This window comes from Streptomyces viridochromogenes DSM 40736, from assembly GCF_000158955.1.
In the GTDB taxonomy this organism is placed as follows: Bacteria; Actinomycetota; Actinomycetes; order Streptomycetales; family Streptomycetaceae; genus Streptomyces; species Streptomyces venetus.
Genome location: NZ_GG657757.1, coordinates 6,797,485 through 6,818,193, shown reverse-complemented (window position 1 = coordinate 6,818,193; position 20,709 = coordinate 6,797,485). Strand labels below are relative to the sequence as shown.

At 70.0% G+C, this 20,709-nt stretch carries 13 protein-coding genes; 5 read left to right on the top strand and 8 right to left on the bottom strand.

Annotated features, from left to right (window positions below; all coding sequences use genetic code 11):
* Positions 1 to 149 precede the first annotated feature (149 nt).
* Both SSQG_RS29960 and SSQG_RS29955 read left to right on the top strand, forming a co-directional pair.
* Positions 150 to 956, top strand: a complete 807-nt coding sequence (locus SSQG_RS29960) for a hypothetical protein (RefSeq protein ID WP_003993678.1) — start codon at positions 150 to 152, stop codon at positions 954 to 956.
* Between the two features lie 257 nt (positions 957 to 1,213).
* Positions 1,214 to 3,313, top strand: coding sequence for a GmrSD restriction endonuclease domain-containing protein (locus SSQG_RS29955; RefSeq protein WP_003993677.1), 2,100 nt, complete (start codon positions 1,214 to 1,216; stop codon positions 3,311 to 3,313).
* Positions 3,314 to 3,336: 23 nt separating this feature from the next.
* Here the strand turns inward: SSQG_RS29955 and SSQG_RS29950 are convergent, their stop codons facing one another.
* The 7 genes from SSQG_RS29950 to SSQG_RS29920 form a co-directional block, all read right to left on the bottom strand.
* Positions 3,337 to 3,891 carry a hypothetical protein gene (locus SSQG_RS29950; protein ID WP_244299294.1) on the bottom strand — a complete coding sequence of 185 codons (555 nt, stop codon included), beginning with the start codon at positions 3,889 to 3,891 and terminating at the stop codon, positions 3,337 to 3,339.
* 8 nt (positions 3,892 to 3,899) lie between these two features.
* The gene (locus SSQG_RS29945; protein WP_244299291.1) at positions 3,900 to 5,168 is read right to left on the bottom strand and encodes a helix-turn-helix domain-containing protein; all 1,269 of its coding nucleotides are present in this window, start codon (positions 5,166 to 5,168) and stop codon (positions 3,900 to 3,902) included.
* A 73-nt stretch (positions 5,169 to 5,241) separates the two neighbouring features.
* Positions 5,242 to 5,946 (bottom strand): hypothetical protein, encoded by a 705-nt coding sequence (locus SSQG_RS29940; protein ID WP_003993673.1) that lies wholly within the window; start codon positions 5,944 to 5,946, stop codon positions 5,242 to 5,244.
* A gap of 109 nt (positions 5,947 to 6,055) precedes the next feature.
* Entirely contained in the window at positions 6,056 to 7,168 is a 1,113-nt protein-coding gene (locus tag SSQG_RS29935) for an AAA family ATPase (RefSeq protein ID WP_003993672.1), read from the bottom strand.
* Positions 7,165 to 9,048: a DUF1998 domain-containing protein gene (drmB, locus tag SSQG_RS29930; RefSeq protein ID WP_039933932.1), complete on the bottom strand. Its 1,884-nt coding sequence runs from the start codon at positions 9,046 to 9,048 to the stop codon at positions 7,165 to 7,167. The genes SSQG_RS29935 and drmB overlap by 4 nt, the downstream gene beginning before the upstream one ends.
* On the bottom strand, positions 9,045 to 12,194 hold the full coding sequence (locus tag SSQG_RS29925; RefSeq protein WP_003993670.1) for a helicase-related protein: 3,150 nt from the start codon (positions 12,192 to 12,194) through the stop codon (positions 9,045 to 9,047). The genes drmB and SSQG_RS29925 overlap by 4 nt, the downstream gene beginning before the upstream one ends.
* A gap of 60 nt (positions 12,195 to 12,254) precedes the next feature.
* Positions 12,255 to 13,736, bottom strand: coding sequence for a sigma-70 family RNA polymerase sigma factor (locus SSQG_RS29920; RefSeq protein WP_244299289.1), 1,482 nt, complete (start codon positions 13,734 to 13,736; stop codon positions 12,255 to 12,257).
* 75 nt (positions 13,737 to 13,811) lie between these two features.
* Here SSQG_RS29920 and SSQG_RS29915 point away from each other — a divergent pair, with 75 nt between their 5' ends.
* The 3 genes from SSQG_RS29915 to SSQG_RS29905 are packed head-to-tail and all read left to right on the top strand — an operon-like array spanning position 13,812 to position 18,957.
* Complete coding sequence (locus SSQG_RS29915; protein WP_003993668.1) at positions 13,812 to 15,572, top strand: DUF4357 domain-containing protein; 1,761 nt, start codon at positions 13,812 to 13,814, stop codon at positions 15,570 to 15,572.
* Positions 15,569 to 16,831 carry an McrC family protein gene (locus SSQG_RS29910; RefSeq protein ID WP_003993667.1) on the top strand — a complete coding sequence of 421 codons (1,263 nt, stop codon included), beginning with the start codon at positions 15,569 to 15,571 and terminating at the stop codon, positions 16,829 to 16,831. Before SSQG_RS29915 ends, SSQG_RS29910 begins: the two co-directional genes overlap by 4 nt.
* Positions 16,831 to 18,957 (top strand): UvrD-helicase domain-containing protein, encoded by a 2,127-nt coding sequence (locus SSQG_RS29905; protein WP_039933929.1) that lies wholly within the window; start codon positions 16,831 to 16,833, stop codon positions 18,955 to 18,957. Before SSQG_RS29910 ends, SSQG_RS29905 begins: the two co-directional genes overlap by 1 nt.
* A 24-nt stretch (positions 18,958 to 18,981) precedes the next feature.
* On the opposite strand, the gene SSQG_RS29900 is transcribed toward SSQG_RS29905, so the two are convergent.
* Positions 18,982 to 20,637, bottom strand: coding sequence for an N-6 DNA methylase (locus tag SSQG_RS29900; protein WP_039933927.1), 1,656 nt, complete (start codon positions 20,635 to 20,637; stop codon positions 18,982 to 18,984).
* Between the last annotated feature and the right edge of the window lie 72 nt (positions 20,638 to 20,709).

The following is a 20,709-nucleotide window of genomic DNA, read 5'->3' as shown; positions in this document are numbered from 1 at the left end:
AACGCCGGGCGGTCCTCGCGTCCCGGCCGCAGAGGAGTCGCAACAGCGTCGTCACTGGTTGGGGGATCAAATTGACGCGGAACCGGGTACGTCTCAGCGGCGGCTCAAGCTGGCAGACAGACTTCCGTCGCAGGACCACAGGGCGTCCCGTGCGAACCCCCATGGAGATCGCCCAACTCCACCGGAGCCTGAGTCACACCCTCCTCAACCTCCAGCGCGCCGTGGAGAGGTGGGCGGTGGCCGATGCGACCGACCTGTACGCCCTGGCGTGGGCCCAGGTAGCACAGGCCCCGCCCAGCGAGACCAGGAAGCAGCGGGAAGAACTCCAAGCGTTCAAGAAGGTGCTCAACTCCCCGTCCTGGCTGGAGGAAGGGCACCGGCGGGCAGCGGCCGGAATCCGGCAGGATGACCCGCGCCGGCAGACCTCCGCGGTGCAGCCGAACCCCCGACCGGCCGAGGAGCCCGCACGCCGCCGCGCACCGCGCCGCGTCGTCAAGCCCGCTGAGGTCACCGGGGCGAACCACACCTCCTTGCGTGCGGCGAGTTCCAGCTCGCGGAATCCGGCTCACACCACTGAGCCGCCCCAGTTGGAGACCGGCCGGCTGTCGGAGATCGCGACTGAACTCCGGCCGCTGCTGGAACAGACCGCCCACCTGGGCGCGACCACAAGCTGGTCCCGGATGCGCAAACGCTTCCCCGCGCTGCCGCGGCTTCACCGGGACGACGAGAGTGTCGTCCTGTGGCTGGTGGACGAGGAACGCCAGGACGGAGAGCCCCTTCTCTCAGCGCTCGTCACGGTCGGCGACCGGCAGATGCACCCACGTTTCCCGGTCATCGCGGAACAGCTCGGACTGCCGTGCCCCGGCACGCCCACCCAGCAACAGATGACATGGAGTTACGAAGTCTTGAAAGCCCACCAGTACTGGCGGCACCGGCCCTCGCGGCCCCGTGCTTGACGGGGTCAGGGTCATTCGCGACCGGGGGCCAGGTGGAGTCCGTGGTCTGCGGCCTGGCCGTCACCTCGCAGGGGCGACGGTGAAGTGGATCGTCTCCTGGGCGCGCGACCGAGTCACCAGGGCGGAAGTGGAAATACAACTAGCCGAACCAGTTCGCGAGGAAGTACCGGAAACGCGTCCAGAGCGTTCCTCACCATGACCGACTGATCCCGCAGTCCTCCGTTTCCCTTCCTCGCCGCTCCAAGGAGGCCCGGCCGATGGCCACCGTCCTGTTCAAAGACACCACCCACCAGGTAGCCGATCTGATCACCGACATCCGTCGCGGTGAGATCGCCCTGCCCGACCTGCAACGGCCCTATGTGTGGGAACCGGCCAAGGCGCGTGAGCTGTTCGACTCCATGTACAAGGGGTTCCCGGTCGGCTACCTGCTCTTCTGGGAAACCGGGGTCGAACCCGGTGCCCGACAGATCGGCGAAGGATCCAAGCCGGAGGCGGCTCGTCGGCTCATCGTCGACGGTCAGCAGCGCCTCACCTCACTCTTCGCCGCCATGACCGGCACCCCCGTGCTGAGGGAGGACTACCGTTCGACGCGCATCCGGCTTGCCTTTCGGCCTTCCGACGCCACCTTCGCCGTCACGGACGCGGCGATCGAGAAAGACCCCGAGTACCTCCCGGACATCAGCGTCCTGTGGGACACCGCCACAGGACGCCGCAAGGTCATCCGTGACTTCCTTACCCGGCTAAGGGACAAGCGTTCCCTTCCCGAGGCCGAGGAAGACCGGATCCAGGATGCACTGGACCGCCTTCACGACCTCGAGAGCTACCCGTTCAAAGGTGTTGTGCTCTCGGCCGACATCGACGAAGAGCAGGTCGCGGAGATCTTCGTCCGCATCAACAGTGAAGGTGTGAAGCTCGACCAGGCAGACTTCATTCTCACGCTCACCTCCGTCTTCTGGGAGGAAGGGCGCCGCGCTCTGGAGGACTTCTGCCGGCACTCGCGAACCCCCGCTCTCCACGGCGCATCACCCTTCAATTGGTACATCAGGCCAAAGCCGCCCCAACTGTTGCGCGTGGTCGCGGCCGTCGGCCTGGACTCCGCCGTGCTCAAGCAGGTGTACGCCGCCCTGCGAGGCCGAGACACCACCGGGAAGCTGTCCCCCGCACGGCGAGAGGAACGCTTCGCACAACTGCAGCAGGCACAAGAGCACGTCCTCGACCTCAAACACTGGCACGAGTTCTTCCTCTGCCTGGAGCACGCGGGCTTCCGCGGCGAGAAGATGATCTCAAGCCAGAACACGCTCCTCTACAGCTACGCGCTCTGGCTGATCGGCCGCGTCCGCTACGGCGTTCCCATCGACCAGCTCCGCTCCGTCATCGCGCGCTGGTTCTTCATGGCACAGCTCACCGGCCGCTACTCCGGGTCGGTGGAGTCCCAGATGGAGCAGGATCTCGCCCTGCTGCGAAACCTCACACCCCGGGACGCGCATGGCTTCACCACTGCCCTCGACCGGGTCGTCCGAGAAACCCTCACCTCGGACTTCTGGAGCATCACCCTGCCCAACACACTCAACAGTTCCGCCGCGAAGTCGCCCGCCCTGCTCGCCTACATCGCGGCTCTGAACATTCTGGACGCGGACGTGCTTCTGTCCACCATCAAGGTACGCACCCGGCTCGACCCGGCCATCCTCGCGCGTAAGGGGGTCGAGCGGCATCACCTCTTCCCCCGCAAGTATCTGCAGAAGTCCCTCGGCGTCACCACCAGCGCGCGCATCAATCAGATCGCCAACATGGCCCTGCTGGAGTGGAGCGACAACATCGCCATTTCCGACCAGGCGCCGACGCAGTACTGGCCCGCACAGCTGGCCGCCAAGAGGATCCCTGCCGATGTCATGGCCCGCCAGCGCTATCTGCACGCCCTGCCGGACGACTGGCCGTCAATGGACTACGAAACCTTCCTCACCACTCGTCGCACTCTGATGGCGCAGGTGGTCCGGGATGCTTTCGGGCAGCTGGAAAGCCCCTCCTACCACCCCGTCTACGACGTGCCGGCCCTCGTGCCCGAGCAGCGCTCGACAAGCCGAGTCCCCTCCCGCCGGATCAAACTGTCCGAGCTGCTGGACGCCGGTCTGATCAATGCGGGCACCGTCCTCACGCCCTCATGGGAGGAGTACGACCACGTAGCCGCCATCGACGACCAGGGACGCATCGTTCTCGACGGCCAGATCCACGACACACCGTCCGGAGCCGCCAATGCGGCCGGCGCCGGGACCAACGGCTGGACTTTCTGGCTTGCCGACACCCCGGAAGGGCAGGTCTCCCTGGCCGACCTAAGAGCTGCTCTGTCCGAAGAGAGCTGAACTCATCGAACTGTGGACGCCCTTCAGTCCAGCAGCCGCTCGGCACACTCCGGGACCCCGCGGATGTGTCGGCCGCCGGCGATCATGGCGAGGAGGAGACGATGGCCTTCGGTGTGGTGGATCTGCCCGGACACGGCGGCCTCGCGCATGAGAGTGACGGTGTTCTTGACGGGGATGCCGCGTGCGATGGCGTACTCGCCCGCGTCGCGGTCGTCCGTGATCCAGACGGCCCCGGCGAACTCCTGCCGTGTCTGGATGAGGGCGAGGGTTTCGGCTTCACCGAGGTGCCGTAAGGGCTCGGTCTGGGCGCCGCCGAAGACCGCGCGGCGCAGCCGGTCCGCGAGGGCGATCTCGGCCTCGGTGCACAGTTCGATCGGCTCACCCAGCCAGCCTTCGGCGCGGAGCCGGGCGAGGTCGCGTACGTAGGTGGCGGAGCGGCGGGCTTCCTCCGCCACCGCTTCGGTCCAGCGGCCGCAGCCGTCGAGCACCTTGCGGAGCAGATCCAGGCGTCCCACGCTGCCGAAGTTGCACAGGACCGTGTTGTCGGGGAAGAGGCTGACGCGGCTGGACGAATCCAAGGGACCTGTCATGGCTGGAATACCGGATCGCCCTTCTCGTCCTCCGGCAGGGGGCGCGCGGCGCGCGCGGGTTCGACTATGGCTCTCAAGTCGTCGACGGTGCGGCCCAGGTAAGCGGCCAGCGGGCGGAGGGTCGTCTCGCCGGCCTCGTACGCGGCGAGCAGCTCCGCCATCGGGACGAGCGGCGGGCGGGCCACCGCTGATTCAGCCCGGTGCCGGTAGTGGTCGTCGAGTCGCCCCGCGAGGACGTGACAGATCTCGGTCGTGAAGCCGCGGAACCGGTCACGGCGGGCAGTGTCGAGGAGACCGAGCCGATGCAGCCGCGCGGCCAGCGCACTCGGTGAGACCTTGAAGGCGACGACGAGTTCGCTGAGTTCGGCGTCAGTCGGGGCTTGCGGGTCAGTGACCGTGCGCTCCCAGGCACCCCGTACTACGGCTTCGGGCATCAGGAAGTGGGCGGCGAAGACGTTGGCCCGCACCTCCGTGTAGTCCTTCTGCCTGCCCGGCTGCGGTGTCGCGTCGGCGCGCAGATCCTGGGCGTCGCACGCGAGGAGGTGTCCGACCTCGTGGGCCAGGGTGAAGCGAGCCCGGGTCCACTCCTGGGTGGTCGCGAGCAGAACGATACGGAAAGCGTCGGACTGCCACGTCGCGCCGGACAGGGCTGCCTGAGAAGGGAACTCGACGAGCGCCACATCGATTCCGCAGTGCTCCGCAAGAAGCCGGGTAAGGGCTGGAAGGTCCATGCCGGCGGGCGATTCCGCCCCTCGCCGCGCGAGGTGTTCCGTGAGGTCGGCCGCGAGGCGTTCCCCTTGATCGACGTATCGTTCGAGCTCCGGGCGAGGTGCGGGCAGGTCGGGAATCGAGCGGCGGCGGTCGAGTAGTTCGAGGACCTCGTAGGCGGTCTGGAAGCGGCAGGCGAGCGCCTCGATCTCGGCCCAGCCGGCCCCCTCGGCCACCGTCCCGGCAGGACGGGCGGCGGAGCGGGGGCGCACCGGCTCGCGTCCACTGAGTAGGTAGTCCACCGTCGTGTCGGTGACTTCCGCGATGCGGGCGAGATCCAGGGAGCTGAAGCGGCGCACACCGCTGAGCGACTTGGAGAGTTTGTCCGGCGACAATCCGACCCGCTCGGCGAACGCGGCCTGGGAGAGGGAGGCTGCGCCCATAACCTTGCGTACACGGTCGATCACAGTCTCAGCCATTCCCTCACCGTACCGACGGCTTGCGGAAATCGCAACGCATCGGTGCGTGCGGCTCGCCTCGCGGTGGCTTACGGCCATCGCCGTCCTCAGCGCCCCGGCCACCTCATCAAAGCCTTCCTGCCCATCGTCCTTCGGCCAACTGAAACCGACGTCACGGGGCCGAACCCCCCGAGCCTGGAGCGACGGGCTCCGCGTCCTCACGGCCATCACCGACCCAGCTCGACGGGGGCTGCCCGAAGATGGCGCGTGCGGATCTGATCGTCAGTCGCCCGAAGAGATGGTTGCCGCCGGCGCCGAGCGCGGCACCGACACCGAGCGGCACCTGCTTGCTCAGCACCAGAACCCCCTGCTTGGTCCCGTACTTGGTAATGAACCGCGGGCCCAGCAGCTTGTTGGCCCGGTTGATTGCGCTCATGGGAATCGCACAGACGATGCGCCGTGCCCAGTAGGGGCCGGTGCGCCCGACGGCTTTGTCCAGCAGACGCACCGCTTTGTCGCCGAGGAGGACGGTCAGGACCAGGAGCCTGCGTCGCTCGACATCCTCGGGATGCAGGCCGTGAACCTCGGCCAGCGACAGTGTGTACAGCACCGATGCCTCCGTGAAGACCACCGCGTCGGCCAGAGCCGTGGGAATCCCGGCGCCGGGCACCATCCCCGCCGCGCCGGACGCTCCCCCGGAAGTAGTGACGCCTGCGAGGTAATAGCGGTCCAACCGGCGGATCAACTGCTGAGGAGTGTCGTCGGGGTGGACCCGCCGCTGGCGCTCGACGTGTTTCTTCGCCAGTGGCTGCTGGGCTACCAACGCCTTGTCGAGAACCTGCTGGAGTCGGTTCTTGGCGTCATCGGTCTGGCTCATCGGGATTTCTCTCCTATCGAATCTCGACGTTCGGAAGTCACTCGCCGCACATCGCACCATCTCGAAACGGGGCCGGCTTCATCGCACGCTCAAGGCACCCGTCATGCGATCACCGCATCTGCGTCCACCCGCGCAGCCCTTCCAGGTGCCGCGGCAGCCGGGAGCCCTGCCAGCCCAGGAGCAGCCGCTGCCGGGCGCGGGTGATCATGACGTAGTAGGCCATACGCAGGGTCGCCGCCGTGGGGTCGGTGGCGGAGTCCGACTCGGCGTCGGCGATGACGACGGTGTCGAAGTCGAGTCCCTTGGCGCTGGCGCGGTGGACGACGACAACGCCGGGGCGGTCGAGATCGAGGTCGCGGTAGCGGCCGGAGGGGGCCGCCGAGCTGTAGAGCTGAGGTTCGTGGGCGAGGCCGGCCCGTTCCAGGCGTCGCATCAGGTCGGACGCCGTGCGCAGCGAGTTGACGATGACGCCGATGCGATGCCGCGGCTGCTCGGTGGCCATCGTGGCGATGTCGTCGGCGAGGTCCTTGAAGCCTGGGTAGTGGCGGACGACGGGCAGCGGGCCGCTGCGGAAGGGCGGCTCGGGGCGGGTGCCACCGGTGCGGAACCGCTCGGCCAGGGCGGCGATCTCGCGGGTGTTGCGGTGGTTGCCGCCGACCTCGGCGCGGCTCGTGGAGCGCCCGAGTGCGGTGGTGATCTCGGTGAGGGTGGAGTTCGTCTCCGTGAGGCGCTGGCACTCGTCGGCGAACACCGTGACGGAGGCGGCGGCGATCCGGGCCAGGCGGTAGAAGCCCGGGGGCAGGTCCTGGCCCTCGTCGACGACGAGGTGGGGCGTGGCCGCGTCGTCCTCGCCGAGCTTCTCGGCGGCCAGGCCGGTGAGGGACGTCCAGTCGAACCAGCCGTCCTGGGTTCGCGGTGCGCCGTATCCGAAGTGGCGCAGGACCCAGCCGTGCACGGTGGCGGCCTCAACGGGAGCGCCGGGGACCGTGAGGCCCTGAAGGGTGTCGCGCAGGAGCTGACGAAGGAGGTTGGAGCGCGACAGGAGCACGGTGGGGCGGCCGGTGAGGGCGAGGTGGACGGCGCGGTGCGCGGCGATCAGGCTCTTGCCGCTGCCGGGCGGGCCGCTGACGACGTGGTGGCCGGTCAGCGGCAGGGCGTCCAGGCAGTCGCGCTGGGCGGGGGTGAGGCCGGGGTGGAGGACGGGGGTGTTCACGGTGGTCATGCGGGTCCTCCCAGGACAGTGGCGGCGGCGGACTCGCGGCTAGCGGTGAGGACGTCCGTGAAGTAGCCGGGGACGCGCGCGGAGCCGACGACCAGGGCGCGGTCGAGGAGGGTGTTGCCGGTCTGGCAGCTCGTCTCGGGCAGCAGGGTGCAGGCGTGGCAGGCGGCCCGGTTGAGGTTGCCGAAGCCCTGGCCGGTGTGCTCGGCGCACAGCGGATCGGCGGAGCACCAAGCGGCCGCCTCCAGCATCCTGACGAGCGTCTCGGCAAAGTGCGGTGCCTCGCCCTGCCGGACGAGGCCGCCGAGGGTGCCCTCCGCGTCACCGGCGGCCGTGTAGATCAGCAGGCCGCGCTGGCCGTACTCGGGGCGGCCGTACACGCGCTCGCGCAGGCTCGCGGTGGTGTAGCCGGAGTCGAAGGAGAGCTGGCGGATGAGGAGGTGGGCGAGGGTGTGCAGGAGGAGGAAGCGGGGCGAGAGGTCGCTGCCGACGGTCTCGGCGAGCTGCTCGTCGCGGAACGACGCGTCCAGGTCCGTACGGACGCCGTGGACGTGTGCCTGGACGCGCGGGTCGTTCTCCCAGGCGGTGAGGCGCTGTTCGTCGAGGGTGAGGACGATGCCTTCGCCGTAGACCTCGGTCGCGGGCAGCCAGCGCAGACGGCCGCTGGTGTCGGCGCGGACGAGGGTGCCGTGCGGGGAGTGGCGGCGGAAACCGGTCAGGGCCCGTACCTCGCGGAGACGGTCGGCGAGGACGACGCCGCCGATGTGCGCGTCGAGGGCGGCCCAGGGCTCCTCGGTCTCACTGGCGAGGCCGAGTCCGCCGCGGCGGACCGCGAACTCCGCCGTGGGTTCAGGAAGTTCGACGGCGTCGAAGGCGTACCACTCGTCGCGGCTCAGGTCGAGCTTCGCGGGCTCCGGCCGGTCGGCGGGCGGGGAGGCGGGTGCGCCGGTGGCCTCGGCGATGAGCTGGTCGATGACGCTGTCGGGGGCGTCGGTGTCCTCCTTGATGAATGCGCGGAACGAGTCGGCCCGGGACGTGCCGAGTGCGTCGAGCAGGTTCGTCCAGTAGCCGTGGCCGCGGACCGCGTCCGCCAAGTCCTTTTCCGCTCGCGGGGGTTCGTCGGTCGGGGGGATGTCGAGGGCCGAGAAGACCACCGGGTAGTACACGTTGCCGGCGGTGCGCTGCACGATGTGGACCTGCTGGCCGCAGGAGGCCTTGCCGTTCGGGCGCTGCCAGGGGTTGCGGCCCGGGCAGTGGCCGCCCTGGGGGCCGAGGATGTCGAGCAGGTCCCGCTCGGCCCCGCACGGGGTGCCGCCCTCCCGGGTCGCTCCGCAGCGCACCGAGAGCGCCTCGAGTCCGGAGGCGCGGTCGGCGACCCGGAAACTGAGCCGGCCTGCCTTCCAGGCTTGCTGCGACTCGGCGCAGGCGGCCCGCAGTTCGGGGGCCAGCTTGGAGTGGGCCCAGTACCACCAGTCGACGTCGTCGAGGTGTCCGTCCGCGCAGATGCGGACGAACCGCATGGGGGTGAGACGGGGTGCGGCGGAGCAGGACGTGCAGACGGGCGGCTCGCCGGGCTTCTCCTGCTCGCGCAGGAAGCGGACCATGGCCCGGCAGGATCCGCAGAACAGCCAACCGGGGAAGCGCACATAGGGGACGCCTGGTCGGTCGGGCTGGTCGTAGCGGTCGTTGAGGGTGTGGGGGGCGGCGTAGAAGCCGAGGACGCCCAGGCGGGCTGCCAGCCGCTCGGAGGGGACGGGCGTCTTGAGCTGGGGCCAGGTCTCGATGCCGGCGGCGACGAAGGACTCGCCCTGTACGTCGAGCACGGCACCGACGCCGAACGGCAGCACGGTCTGCGCCTGGCGGACCCGGAGTTTGCGTGTCACTTTCCTGCTCCTGTCACGGTGATCTGGCACTCCCGGTCGACGCTGCGCATGGAGTTGAGGGTCTCCCACAGGCCGTAGCGCTGCTCGAAGGACTTGAGCAGGTTGTGCTGCCCCTTTCCCTGGCTGCGGTAGTAGAGGCTCTTGCCCTCGGCCTCGGCCGCCTCGGCCTGCCGGTACCAGGCGTCCAGGAGGTCGCCTAGCTCTCGGCGGACGTCGGCGCGTACGGAGTCGGCGTCGGCTCCCGTGGCGTCGCGTTCGGCGGTCGCCGCGCGGTCGGCAAGGGCGTCGGCGATCCGCGCGGCCTCGTCCCTGTGCCGGGTGAGCAGTCCGGCCTGGTTCTCGGCGGCCAGGCCGAGCCGGTGGCGGACCAGGACGACCAGCGCGGCGTGCAGGGCGCGGCGGCGGGCGGGCCGGGACCAGGGGGTGACGCTGGCCGGTTCGACGTACCGGTACAGGGCCCGGTGGTAGTCGTTGAAGGTCTCGTAGTGCGAACGGTCGCGCGGGCGGGTGGCGTTGAAGTAGGTGACGACGAGGCCGGGCACCTGGTGGCGGCCGACACGGCTGGTGGCCTGGATGTACTCGGCGGTGGTCTTGGGCTGGCCCTGCATGAGCATGTACGCGAGCCGCTTCACGTCCACGCCGACGGAGAGCATGTTGGTGCAGGGCAGGAAGGAGACCGACCGCGGATCGGTCCGGGGCTTCTCCAGGCGGTCGAGGAGGATGGGCTGGTCGGCGCGCGCCACGCTGCTGTCGAGTTGCTGCACCTGCTCGCCGCGCAGGTCGCGGGTGCCCGCGCCCTCGTCGAGGGAGCGCAGCTGGGCGGGGATGTCGTCGCCGGCCGCGGTGACGGTGCGGCCGAGTTCGCGCAGGCTGTGGTGGTAGGCGACGAGCGTCCAGTAGTCGTCGCGGTGCTCCTCGGGGAGCTGGTGGACGCCCTGGAGCATGGCCGCCGTGGTGGCGACGGCGCCGCGGCCGGCGGTGTGGCCGAGCGCCATGACGCCGAGGTAGAGGCGGCCGGGGCGGCCGGTGTCGGGGACGGCGAAGAAGCTGTCGCGGGCGTCGAGTCCGGACGGCGGGAAGAGCTGGACGTCCTGGTGGTGCAGGGCGCGGACCTGTTCGGCGGAGCGGCGGATGGTGGCCGTGGCGGCGACGATCTTGGGCGGTCGGCCGTCCCGGTCCGTGCACAGTTCCAGGATGGCCGCCTCGTAGAGTCCGACCGTGGTGCCGAGCGGTCCGGTGAGCAGGTGCAGCTCGTCCTGGATGATCAGCGACGGGGGCGGGTTGCCGGTGCCGGTGCCGAACAGGCGGCCCGAGTCGGGTTCCCAGGCGAGCCGGGCGAACTTGTCGACCGTGCCGAGGACGAAGGTGGGCGGGTTCCGGTAGAGGTGCTGGTCGACGACGGCGACCGGCAGGACGTCGTGGAAGGCGCACTCGTCGCGGGTGCAGTTGAAGGCGAAGTCGTCCTTCTCCGCGCGGACTCCGTAGTCGGAGCGGACGCTGGACCAGGTCGCCGGCAGGATGCGGGTGCCGCACCACGGGCAGCGGTCGAGGATGAAGATGTCCTCGGGGTGCGAGGCCTGGCGCTGCTCGCCGAAGGCGCGCTCGGCCTTCTCGAAGTCGTTCGGGGTCGTGGTGTCGCCGACCCACAGGCCGATGGTGATCGGTCCGCCGCCCAGGCCGAGTCCGGGTTCGGTGCGGCGCAGGTGTTCCAGGGCGCAGATCGTGGTGGCGGCGCGCTGGAACTGCTGGGTGGTGAGCAGGCTGAGGGTGTAGCGGCTGAGCACGGTGGTGCCTTCGCCTTCGCCGCGGATCCTGCGCAGGGCGATGGTGAAGGCGGCCAGCAGCAGGTAGGCCTCGGTCTTGCCACCGCCGGTGGGGAACCAGATCAGGTCGGTGGTCTCACGGTCCCGGTGGCCCGGCTCGGCGACGCCATCGAGGGCGAGGAGGAAGAAGGCAAGCTGGAAAGGGCGCCAGGTGGCCTCGGAGTCCACGGGCGGATCGACGGCCACCGGCTCCGAGCGGTGCCGTCGCCGGCCGGCCTGGTCGGGGGCGGAGTGCCGCATCTGCAGCAGCATGGCGCGTTGGGCGATACGGAAGGCGGCGAGCAGTTCGGGGCGGTCCGGGTCGCACAGGGTGCGTACGCCCGCCTCGATCCGGGTCATCGCCTCTCGGATCCGGGCGAGGATACGCTCCGCTGCCTCCCGCCCCCAGTCCGGCACCTCGACGGACCGCTGGCCCACGTACCAGGCGTGGTATGAGGCGGCGAACTCAGCAAGTTCCTCGCGGAGTTGGTCGACGCCGACGGTCGGGTCGGCGAGGTGGGAGAGGGTGAGCGCGGGGGCGTCGAGCGGGCCTCCGGCGCGGATGGCGGGCACCTCGGCCCGGGGCAAGGCCTCACAGGCGAGGAGCGCGACGCCGCCTTGCTCGCCGTGCTCCTCTCGGACGGCGCAGCCGTGGCCTACGGCATGGGTGACCACATGCCGGTACTGCAGGCGCAGTTCGCGTTCCTCGGGGTCGCGGCTGGCGAGCCGGACGCTGGGGTACGGCAGCACGGTTCCGTCGGCGGGGCGGACGGTGAGCCGGCACTGGAACAGCATGTCGTCCCAGCTCGGCGCCTTGCCGTCGGAGCCGTCGTGCCGAGCCTCGTTGACCAGGGCCACGGTGACGAGCGTGCCCTCGCCGTAGGAGCGGCGGGTCAGCCGGATCGTCGCGCGCCCGTCGAGGACGGGGACCTCCTGCCGGTCCGGGCCGACCGTGTGCGTCTCGGGCTTGAGGGGCACGCGCTGCCAGCGCCGGCCTCGGCCCGCCTCGTTCCGCCGCGTCTCGTAGCGGGCGGCGGCGCAGCTGACCTCGACGTCCTCGGCGTCGGTGTAGAAGCTGACACCAAGGGAGGCGGGCAGCCAGCTGTTGGTCTCGGGCACCGGGTCGGGGGCCGGGTCCACGTCGGGGGCGTCCTGCTCGGTGCCGGGGGCCTCGGGGTCGTCGGCGGCGAGAGCGAGCTGCCGCTGGAGGTCGGCCTGTTGGGGGTAGAGCGTGCCCATCAGGTACTGCCGGTCGGGCGGCGCGTCGAGCACCTCGTCGTCACCGCCGGCGGGGCCGACGAGCTGGCGGGTGAGGTAGTCGACCAGCTCCTGGCGGGGGTCCATGTGCGGGTTCCTTCGGAAGAGAGTGCGTGGGGAGAGGGGACGATGTGGGATGCGTGGGCTTCAGCGGGGCCGCGGCAGCAGCCCGTGGCGGAGGAGCTGTCCCTCGAACTTCGCCTTGGCCTTCGGCTCGATCTGCCGGATGCGCTCACGGGTGACACCGAAGACGACCCCGATGTCCTCCAGCGTGTCCGGTTCGTCGCCGTCGAGTCCGGTGCGTCGGACGAGGACGTGCCGCTCGCGCTCGGAGAGATGCTCCACGACGTGCCGCAGGCGGGCTTGAAACTCCTTGCGGATCAACACCACGTCAGGTCCCGGCAGTCGGCTCGGTCCGATGATCAGGTCACCGAGGGCCGTGTCGTCGCCGATGATCCGGTCCAGGGAGTCGGTGGACCTGCTGATCCTGCGCACCTTCTCCACTTCGGCGAACGTGAGACCGCTGACGTAGGCCACGTTGTCGACGGTTCTGGGACGGCCCTCGTTCAGGAGCTTGCGCTCGGCGACAGCGACCTTGCTCACCTTCTCGTGCACATGCGCTGGCAGCCGGATCAGGGTGCCCTCGTCGGCGATGGCCCGTGTGATCGCCTGCTTGATCCACCAGGTCGCGTAGGTCGAGAACTTGAAGCCCTTGGTGGCGTCGAACTTCCGGACCGCGCGCATCAGCCCGATGGTTCCGTGCTGGACAAGGTCTTCGGTGTCCAGTCCGCGGCCCTGGTAGCCGAGCGCGATCTTCCACACGAGCCGCTGGTTGTGCAGGACGAGACACTCATAGGCACGCCACCGCTCGCTGCCGCGGGGCAGCGCGGCGATCTCCTCCGCGGGGACATCACGGCCAAGCCGGTCGCTACGGCCGAGGCCGTCCTCCCCGCCCCGGAGGAGAACGGCGAGGCCGACCTCCTCCTCCGCCTTCAGCACCACCTTGGCCGTGTGCCGCCGCCACCGGTCCGCCTCCAGCACCGCCCGGGCCGCGAGCACGGCCTCGGTCAGTCGCGGGGCCGTGGAGGGAGCGCCGGAGCGGACAGGTTGCTTGGCGGCCGGTGCCTTCGAGGCGGCGGCGCTAGGTGCGGGGGGCCGAGGCGGCCGAGGGCGGGTGATCGGGAAGTCGGCGGTCAGCTCTCGCGCTTCGCCGGCGCCGAGTCCGTGAAGTCGTACGACGCCGTCGTGGGCGAGCCTGCTGACGGCGCCGTCGGCGTCGGCGTAACGGGCTAGCATCCGCCGGGCCTGGGCCAGACGCGTGGCCGCTTCGGAGGGGACGGCGGACGGCAGTGGGGAAGCCTTCACCGACGGAGCCGCCGCGCGGCGGGCGGGTTTCACCTGGATACCCAGCGCGGCGAGTCCATTGCGGAGCCGTCGCCGCTGCTCGTCGGTCCTGAGCCCGAGCCGGTCCGCTTCGTCCGCGAAGGCCTGCCGACTGACCAGGCCCGCACGGGAAGCGCGGCGCTGCAGTCTTTCGATGACGGACGGCAACTCCGCTTCGACTGCGCGCCGTTCGACCTCGACCTCGACCATCGGCTCCCCCTCGCCCCGCACGATCGATGCATTCACACAGTCATCACATTCTGTGCATGCGTTCACTTGTACTCTTGATGCCTTGACAGTGTCAACAGGTAGGATGGGCACATGCCTCAGCCCGAACACCTTCCCGGCACGCCCGAGTTCCGCATCAAGCTCCCCCAGGACGGTGCCGAGGCGCGCGGACATCTGCTCGCCGAGTTCGGCGGCAACGGCACGCACAAGTTCCTCCTGGAGAAGGGCTCGACGGTGGCCGCCGAGGCGTGGCCGGGGCTCGGCGACCACGCCCGCCGGACCCGCGCGGAGCTGCGCGCGAGCGGCGGGCTCGTCGACGTCTCCGCCGACCGGTGGAAGGTGGCCCGGGACATCGAGTGCAACTCCTCCTCGGCCGCCGCCGCACTCGTGTACGGCTACGACGCCTCCGGCCCGGAGTCCTGGCGCACCGCCGAGGGTCATCCCCTCGCCGATTACCTGTCCACCGGCTGGCGTGCCCCGCGCAAGGCCTGGCTGGTACGCGGATCCAATGTCTCCGGGCACAACCTGGTACGGCAGTTGTGGCTGAAGGAGGGGCTCGTCTCGCTCACGGCCGCACATCTGCCTCCCCTGGAAGAGACCGATCCGACCAAGAGCACGCTGCGCCGCTTCGTCGAGGACGGGTACGAGGGGGCTGCCTCGTACAACCAGAAGCGGGGTCTCGTCGACGAACTGCATGCCTTCCTGACGCAGATGCGCATCGGCGACACCGTGGCCACCATCAGCGACGGTCGGCTGCATATCGGGAACATCACCGGGGACGCCGCGCAGGCCTCGTCGCCGGGCGGTCTGTCCAACCTGCGGAGGAACGTCTCATGGTTCACCAAGAGCCACGCGTACGAGGAACTGCCGGAGGGAGTGCAGCAGAAGCTGTCCGTCCAGCATGACGTGGTCGATCTGACCGTCGTTCTGGACGCACTGGACGAGCTCACCGGACTGACGGACCTCACGGCCCCCGTGGCAAGCGGGGAGCTGACTCTGCCGGACATCACCGGCACGCTCGCCGCCGACCTCCTCGTCCATGATCGCGCCTGGCTGGACGAGATACGGGAACTCCTCATCGACGAGCGACAGTTGGTTTTCTACGGGCCGCCGGGCACCGGCAAGACGTATCTGGCGATGAAGCTGGCCGAGTACTTCGGCGGGGGTCCGGAGCAGGTCAAGATCGTGCAGTTCCACCCCTCGTACGCCTACGAGGACTTCTTCGAGGGGTTCCGGCCCGTGGAGGATCCCGAGACGCGGGAGGTGGCCTTCCGGCTGACGGCGGGCCCGCTGCGGGAACTCGCCGATCTCGCCTCCCGCGAGGGCAACCGGCACATCCCGCACTTCCTGATCATCGACGAGATCAACCGGGCCAACCTGGCGAAGGTCTTCGGCGAGCTGTACTTCCTCCTGGAGTACCGGAAGAGGAGCGTCCGACTCACCTACTCCGGGGACGACTTCGCGCTGCCGCCCAACCTCTTCGTGATCGGCACGATGAACACCGCCGACCGTTCGATCGCGTTGGTGGACGCGGCGATGCGGCGCCGCTTCGCGTTCGTGGAACTGTCCCCGCGCACCGAGCCGACCGCCGGGCTGCTCGCGCGCTGGCTGAAGCACGAGGGCAGGGACATGGAGCCCGCTCGCCTGCTCGACGCCCTCAACGCCCGTATCGACGAGACCGATTTCGCGATCGGACCGTCGTACCTGATGAAGCCGGGCATCTACCGCGAGGGCGGCCTCGAACGGACGTGGCGCACCAAGATCCTCCCCCTGCTGGAGGAGTATCACTACGGCGAGAGCCTGGACGTGGCCGCCCGTTACGGCCTCGACTCCCTGCGCGAGCAGCGCCCGTGACCGTGCCCGCGTCCGTGCCCGAGGTGGCGTTGCGAGAGTACGGGCCCGCCGTCTCCGTACCGCTGGGCACCGAGGCCGGGCGGGCCCTCGCCGCCTCCGGGATCCTGCAGAGCGCGACCCCCGATCCCGGCCGGGACGGAAACTGGCTGCTGCGCGCGGGCAGTCGGGTCGGCGCCGTGCGTACGGGCGCCGGTACGGTCCTACGGATCATGCCCAAGACCCCGGTCAGGCGGCTGTTCTTCCTCCTCGGGTTCAGCCTCGACCCGGCGCGCGCCTGGCGCGACAGCCGGGAGGGCACCGTCGACACCGGCGCTCACGACGACGTCGTCCCCGCCCTCGCGCACGCCGTGGAACGACGGATCGACGCGGCGCTGCGGCAGGGGGTCCTCCAGGGCTACCGGGAGGTCGAGGAGTCCGCGCTGGTCGTGCGCGGCAGACTGCGTGAGACCGAGCAGATCCGTCGGCACTTCGGCCGTACGCCGCCGGTGGAGATCGTCTACGACGCGTACACCGCCGACACCGCCGAGAACCGCATCCTGCGGGCTGTGACCGAGCGGCTGCTGCGGCTGCCGGGTGTCCCGGGTCCGGTCCGGCGGCGGCTCGCCCACCAGCGGGTACGGCTCGCCGACGCACTGCCGCTGATACGGGGGCAGGAACTGCCTCTGTGGCAGCCGTCCCGCCTCAACGCTCGCTACCAGCCCGCCCTGCGGCTCGCCGAGGCCGTCCTGCGCGGCACCTCGCCGGAACACCGGCCGGCCGGCACCTCGCCACTGGCTGTGGACGGCTTCCTGCTCGATATGAACAAGCTGTTCGAGGACTTCGTCACGGTCGCCCTGCGCGAGGCTCTTCAGGAACACGGTCTGACCGCACGTCTCCAGGACCCCCACCACCTCGACCTCGCGGGTTTCGTACGGATGCGCCCCGACCTGGTCGTCCGCACCGGCGACGGCCGTACTCCGCTCGCCGTCGTCGACGCCAAGTACAAGGTCGAGAAGGCCGACGGACTGCACAATGCCGACCTGTACCAGGCGCTCGCGTACGCCACCGTGCTCGGTCTGCGCGAGGCGCATCTCGTGTACGCGGCCGGACGGCGGTCCGAGCGCTTCCACGAGGTGCGGGGAACAGCGGCGGGACCGGAGGGTCGGGCGATGCGGCTGTACCAGCACAGCCTCGATCTCTCCCGCGAACCAGAACAACTCCTCACAGCTTTCCGGAAGATCGCTGGACAACTGGCGTCCGGAAGAAAGGAAGCGGCCTGATGCCCCGGCTCGCCTTCGCCCAGAGTTTCTGGGACGGCTACGACACGTTGGAGAAGCCCGTCCGAGCCGGAGTGCGCAAGGCCATGGCGAAGTTCCAGGCCTTGAGTGTCGCCGAACTCAACGCCGACAAGGGACTTCACCTGGAGTCCGTCGAGAACGCCCGTGACAAACGGATGCGCACGATCCGCATTACCGGCTTCTGGCGGGGCGTCGTCCTCGCCCCCGACGACGGCAGCGACACGTTCCTGCTGGTCAACGTCCTGCCGCACGACGACGCCTACACCTGGGCGGCGAAGCGCCTGTACAGCGCGAACTCCGCGACGCGCGCCCTGGAGGTGCGCGACGCCGTCGCCCTGGACGAGCTGACGCCGCTGTACGAGACCGCCGCGCGCACGGCACCCCGGCTGCTGTTCTCGGACGTCTCCGACGGCACCCTGCGGGAACTCGGCATCGATGAGCAAGTACTGCGCGCCGCACGCTCGTTGGTGGACAAGGCCCAGCTGGAGGCGTTCTCCACCCTCCTGCCGGAGGACCAGTTGGAGGTGCTCCAGTACCTCGCCGAAGGCTTCAGTCCCGAGGACGTCTACCGGGATGTCGTCGCCGTCCGCCGGCCCGCCGACGCGCCCGCCGAACCGGTCGAGGACCTGGCCACGGTCATCGCCAACACTCCCGCACGCATTCGCCTGGTCACCGGGCCGCGGGAGTTGGAGGAGATTCTGGAGAAGCCGTTCGAGGCCTGGCGGGTCTTCCTCCACCCCTCCCAGCGGCGCGTCGCCTACCGCACCTCCTACGGCGGTCCCGTCCAGGTCACCGGCGGCCCCGGGACGGGCAAGACGGTGGCCGCCCTGCACCGGGTCAAGCACCTGCTCGGCCGTTCCGGGGACGGCCGTATCCTGCTCACCACCTACACGAACGCCCTCGCAGCCGGATTGCGCGACATGCTCGGGCTGCTGCTCGACGAGGACGAGAAGCTGCTGGCCCGGGTCGACGTGACGACGGTGGACGCGTGTGCCCATGGCATCATGCGTACGAGGTCGGCTGCCGTGCCCAAGCCGATCGGGGACCGGGAGCAGCGGCAGCTGTGGGAGAAGGCGGCTCGGCAGCTCGATCTGCCGTTCACCGCGCAGTTCCTGGCTCAGGAGTACCGGCACGTCGTACTCGGCCAGAACCTCCGTGACCTGGACGCCTACCTCGGTGCGAGCCGCCGCGGCCGCGGCACCGGTCTCGGCCCCACGCGCCGGCGAATGGTGTGGAGCGGCGTGCAGCGGTTCGAACAGTTCCTGCGGGACCGCGGCGAGACCACACACCTGCGCGTTTGCGCCCGCGCGGCGGAACTCCTCGGCGAAGAGCCGGCGCCGTACGCCCATGTGGTCGTCGACGAGGCACAGGACCTGCACCCCGCCCAGTGGCGGGTGCTGCGCGCCGCCGTCGCCCCCGGCCCCGACGACCTGTTCGCCACCGGAGACCCGCACCAGCGGATCTACGACTCCCGGGTCTCGCTCGGCTCCCTGGGCATCATGACGGTCGGCCGCAGCTTCCGGTTGCGCCTCAACTACCGTTCCACCGAGGAGATCCTCGCCTGGTCGGCGCGGCTCCTGGCACCCATCACCGTCGATGCCCTCGAAGGCGAGGGGACGGACTCGCTGGCCGGGTACCGGTCGCTGCTGCACGGGCGCCATCCTCAGGCGCAGGGGTACGCGACCCGGCAGGAGGAGACCGAGGCGCTGGTGGAGCGGGTCCGGACGCTGCTGGCCGAAGGCCTGGCACCGCACGAGATCGGTGTGTGCGCACGGTTCAACCTCTCCCTGGACACGGCCGAGGAGAAGCTGAAGGCCGCCGGCATCCCCGTGCTCCGGGTCCGAGGGCAGGTCGCGCAGGGGGCCGAAGGGGTACGGCTGGCGACGATGCATGCGATGAAGGGGCTGGAATTCCGGGCGGTGTCCGTGCTCGGTGTCGCCGAGGGCACCGTCCCGTTCGCCCGTGAGATCACGCCACGTGAGGCGGACCCCCTGCAGCATGACGCGGACCTGCTGCGGGAGCGCTGCCTGCTTTTCGTCGCCTGCACCCGGGCTCGCGAGGCACTGAGCGTGACATGGAGCGGAGCCGCGAGTCCGTTTCTGCCGTAGGCCGCCTGAGCGGTCGCCTCCTCCTCACTCCTGAGGAGCCAGGGCTCCCGTGGCGAGTCCGTCGCGGGCGACCTCGGCGAGCTGCCGGCTCAGCTCGTCGAGCTTGCGCAGCCCTTCCTCGAACGCGGACAGCGCCCGGAACGCGGAGCCGTACCGGCGCTGCTCCTCGATGTCCATGCGGGGGACGCGCGAGCCCCGCGCGTCGAAACGGTAGGTCCCGCTGGTGCTGGTGGAGCGGCGGGCGTTGGCGGAGCTGCGCAGGAAGCCCTGGAGATAGTCCGTGTCGAGTTGCTCACTGGCCGAGACCGGTTCCGGGCCGTCGTACTCCACAAGTCCCGCACGGGCGAGATCCGCGACGCTCGTGGTGGCACCGTCCAGCGAGCCCGGCCCGCCGCCGGGAGCAAGCTCGGGCAGGAAGGCGGCGAGCCGGAGTACCTGCTCCTGCAACTGCTTGCGCAGGGCCTCGTACTCACCGGGGTAGTCACGGTGACGGAAGCGCAGATGGCTGCCGGGGGTCAGGTCGACGGTGTCGTCGAGGAGTTCGATCAGCGGTACGTCCGCGGTCTGGTCGTCCCGGGGTTCCAGGTCTCCGTCGGGGTTGTTGTCGGTCAGGTCGACCATGCGCACGGTGTGGTGGGTGTCCGTACCCGAGGTGTTCTCGGGACGCCGTAGGCACCACAGATGGACGGGCAGGGAGTGCGAGGTCGCCGTCCCCGGGGGCAGGGCGACCACTTGGCGCACGATGCCCCGGCGTACGAGTTCCGACCGGATGCGGCGGCCTGCCTTGCGGTAGGCGACCGAGGCCGGCATGACCATGAGGACCTGGCCGCCGGGCGCGGTGTGCGCGTACGCGTGCTGGAGCCAGGCGAGTTCCCCTTCGGCCTTGGAGGGGGTGCCCAGTTCCCAGCGGGAGTCGAGCAGTAGCTGCTCTCTCCCCCACTCCGTCACACCTGCCGGCGGGTCACAGACGATCAGATCCGCCCTGAGGTCCGGCCATGCGTCCGCGCGCAGGGAGTCCCCTGCCACGACGCTCACCTCGGAGCGGCCCAGAAGTTCGGCACGCAACTGGGCAAACCGGGCGCTGTCGGTATCCATCTCCTGGCCTCGGCAGCGCGCCCCGCTCTCGGAGGCGACTGACAGGAGCAGCACCCCAATACCACAGGCGGGATCGAACACGGTGGCGCCGACCGGCAGCTCGGGGGCGAAGTGGCACACAGCCCTCACCACACGCTCGGACGTCACCTGGTCGGATCCAGCACGGCGGGCAGAGTCCATGAACCGGTCAGTAAGTCCGTTTACGAGATCAACGGGCGCCTCGGTCTCGGCAAGCTGCCGCACGCGGGCAGCGACATCGTCCGGCAGAGCCGGCTCGGACTCCCCGGCCAGCGCGGCGGCGACCGCGGCCAGGCCGGCGACCATCTGATCTCCGTAGGTGGTCCGCAGCGCCTGCCACAACTCGACCTCGGGAGAGACCTCCTGACCCTTGCGCTGCCTGTCCAGCCAGTCCTGGACCTCGGCGAGGGCGTAAAGCGGACTGTTCGCGCCGCCTCCCGCCGGCGCGGGGAAGTCGTCGTAGCGCCGGCGCCAGTTGGAGACAGCGGCCCGGGTGACTCCGGCCAGCCGAGCGATCTCGGCACCGGTGACCAGCGGGCCGACCGAGGAAGCGGCGTTGTCTGTCATAGCCCCAGCGTACACGGATCACAGTAGACCTTCTAGAGGGTGTTCCGTTGACAACGTACACAGCACGATGCC

Coding starts and splice junctions, on each gene's coding strand:
- SSQG_RS29955 (WP_003993677.1), top strand. CDS start 1,214: ATGGCCACCGTCCTGTTCAAAGACACCACCCACCAGGTAGCCGATCTG.
- SSQG_RS29945 (WP_244299291.1), bottom strand. CDS start 5,168: ATGGCCGTAAGCCACCGCGAGGCGAGCCGCACGCACCGATGCGTTGCG.
- SSQG_RS29940 (WP_003993673.1), bottom strand. CDS start 5,946: ATGAGCCAGACCGATGACGCCAAGAACCGACTCCAGCAGGTTCTCGAC.
- SSQG_RS29935 (WP_003993672.1), bottom strand. CDS start 7,168: ATGACCACCGTGAACACCCCCGTCCTCCACCCCGGCCTCACCCCCGCC.
- SSQG_RS29925 (WP_003993670.1), bottom strand. CDS start 12,194: ATGGACCCCCGCCAGGAGCTGGTCGACTACCTCACCCGCCAGCTCGTC.
- SSQG_RS29915 (WP_003993668.1), top strand. CDS start 13,812: ATGCCTCAGCCCGAACACCTTCCCGGCACGCCCGAGTTCCGCATCAAG.
- SSQG_RS29905 (WP_039933929.1), top strand. CDS start 16,831: ATGCCCCGGCTCGCCTTCGCCCAGAGTTTCTGGGACGGCTACGACACG.
- SSQG_RS29900 (WP_039933927.1), bottom strand. CDS start 20,637: ATGACAGACAACGCCGCTTCCTCGGTCGGCCCGCTGGTCACCGGTGCC.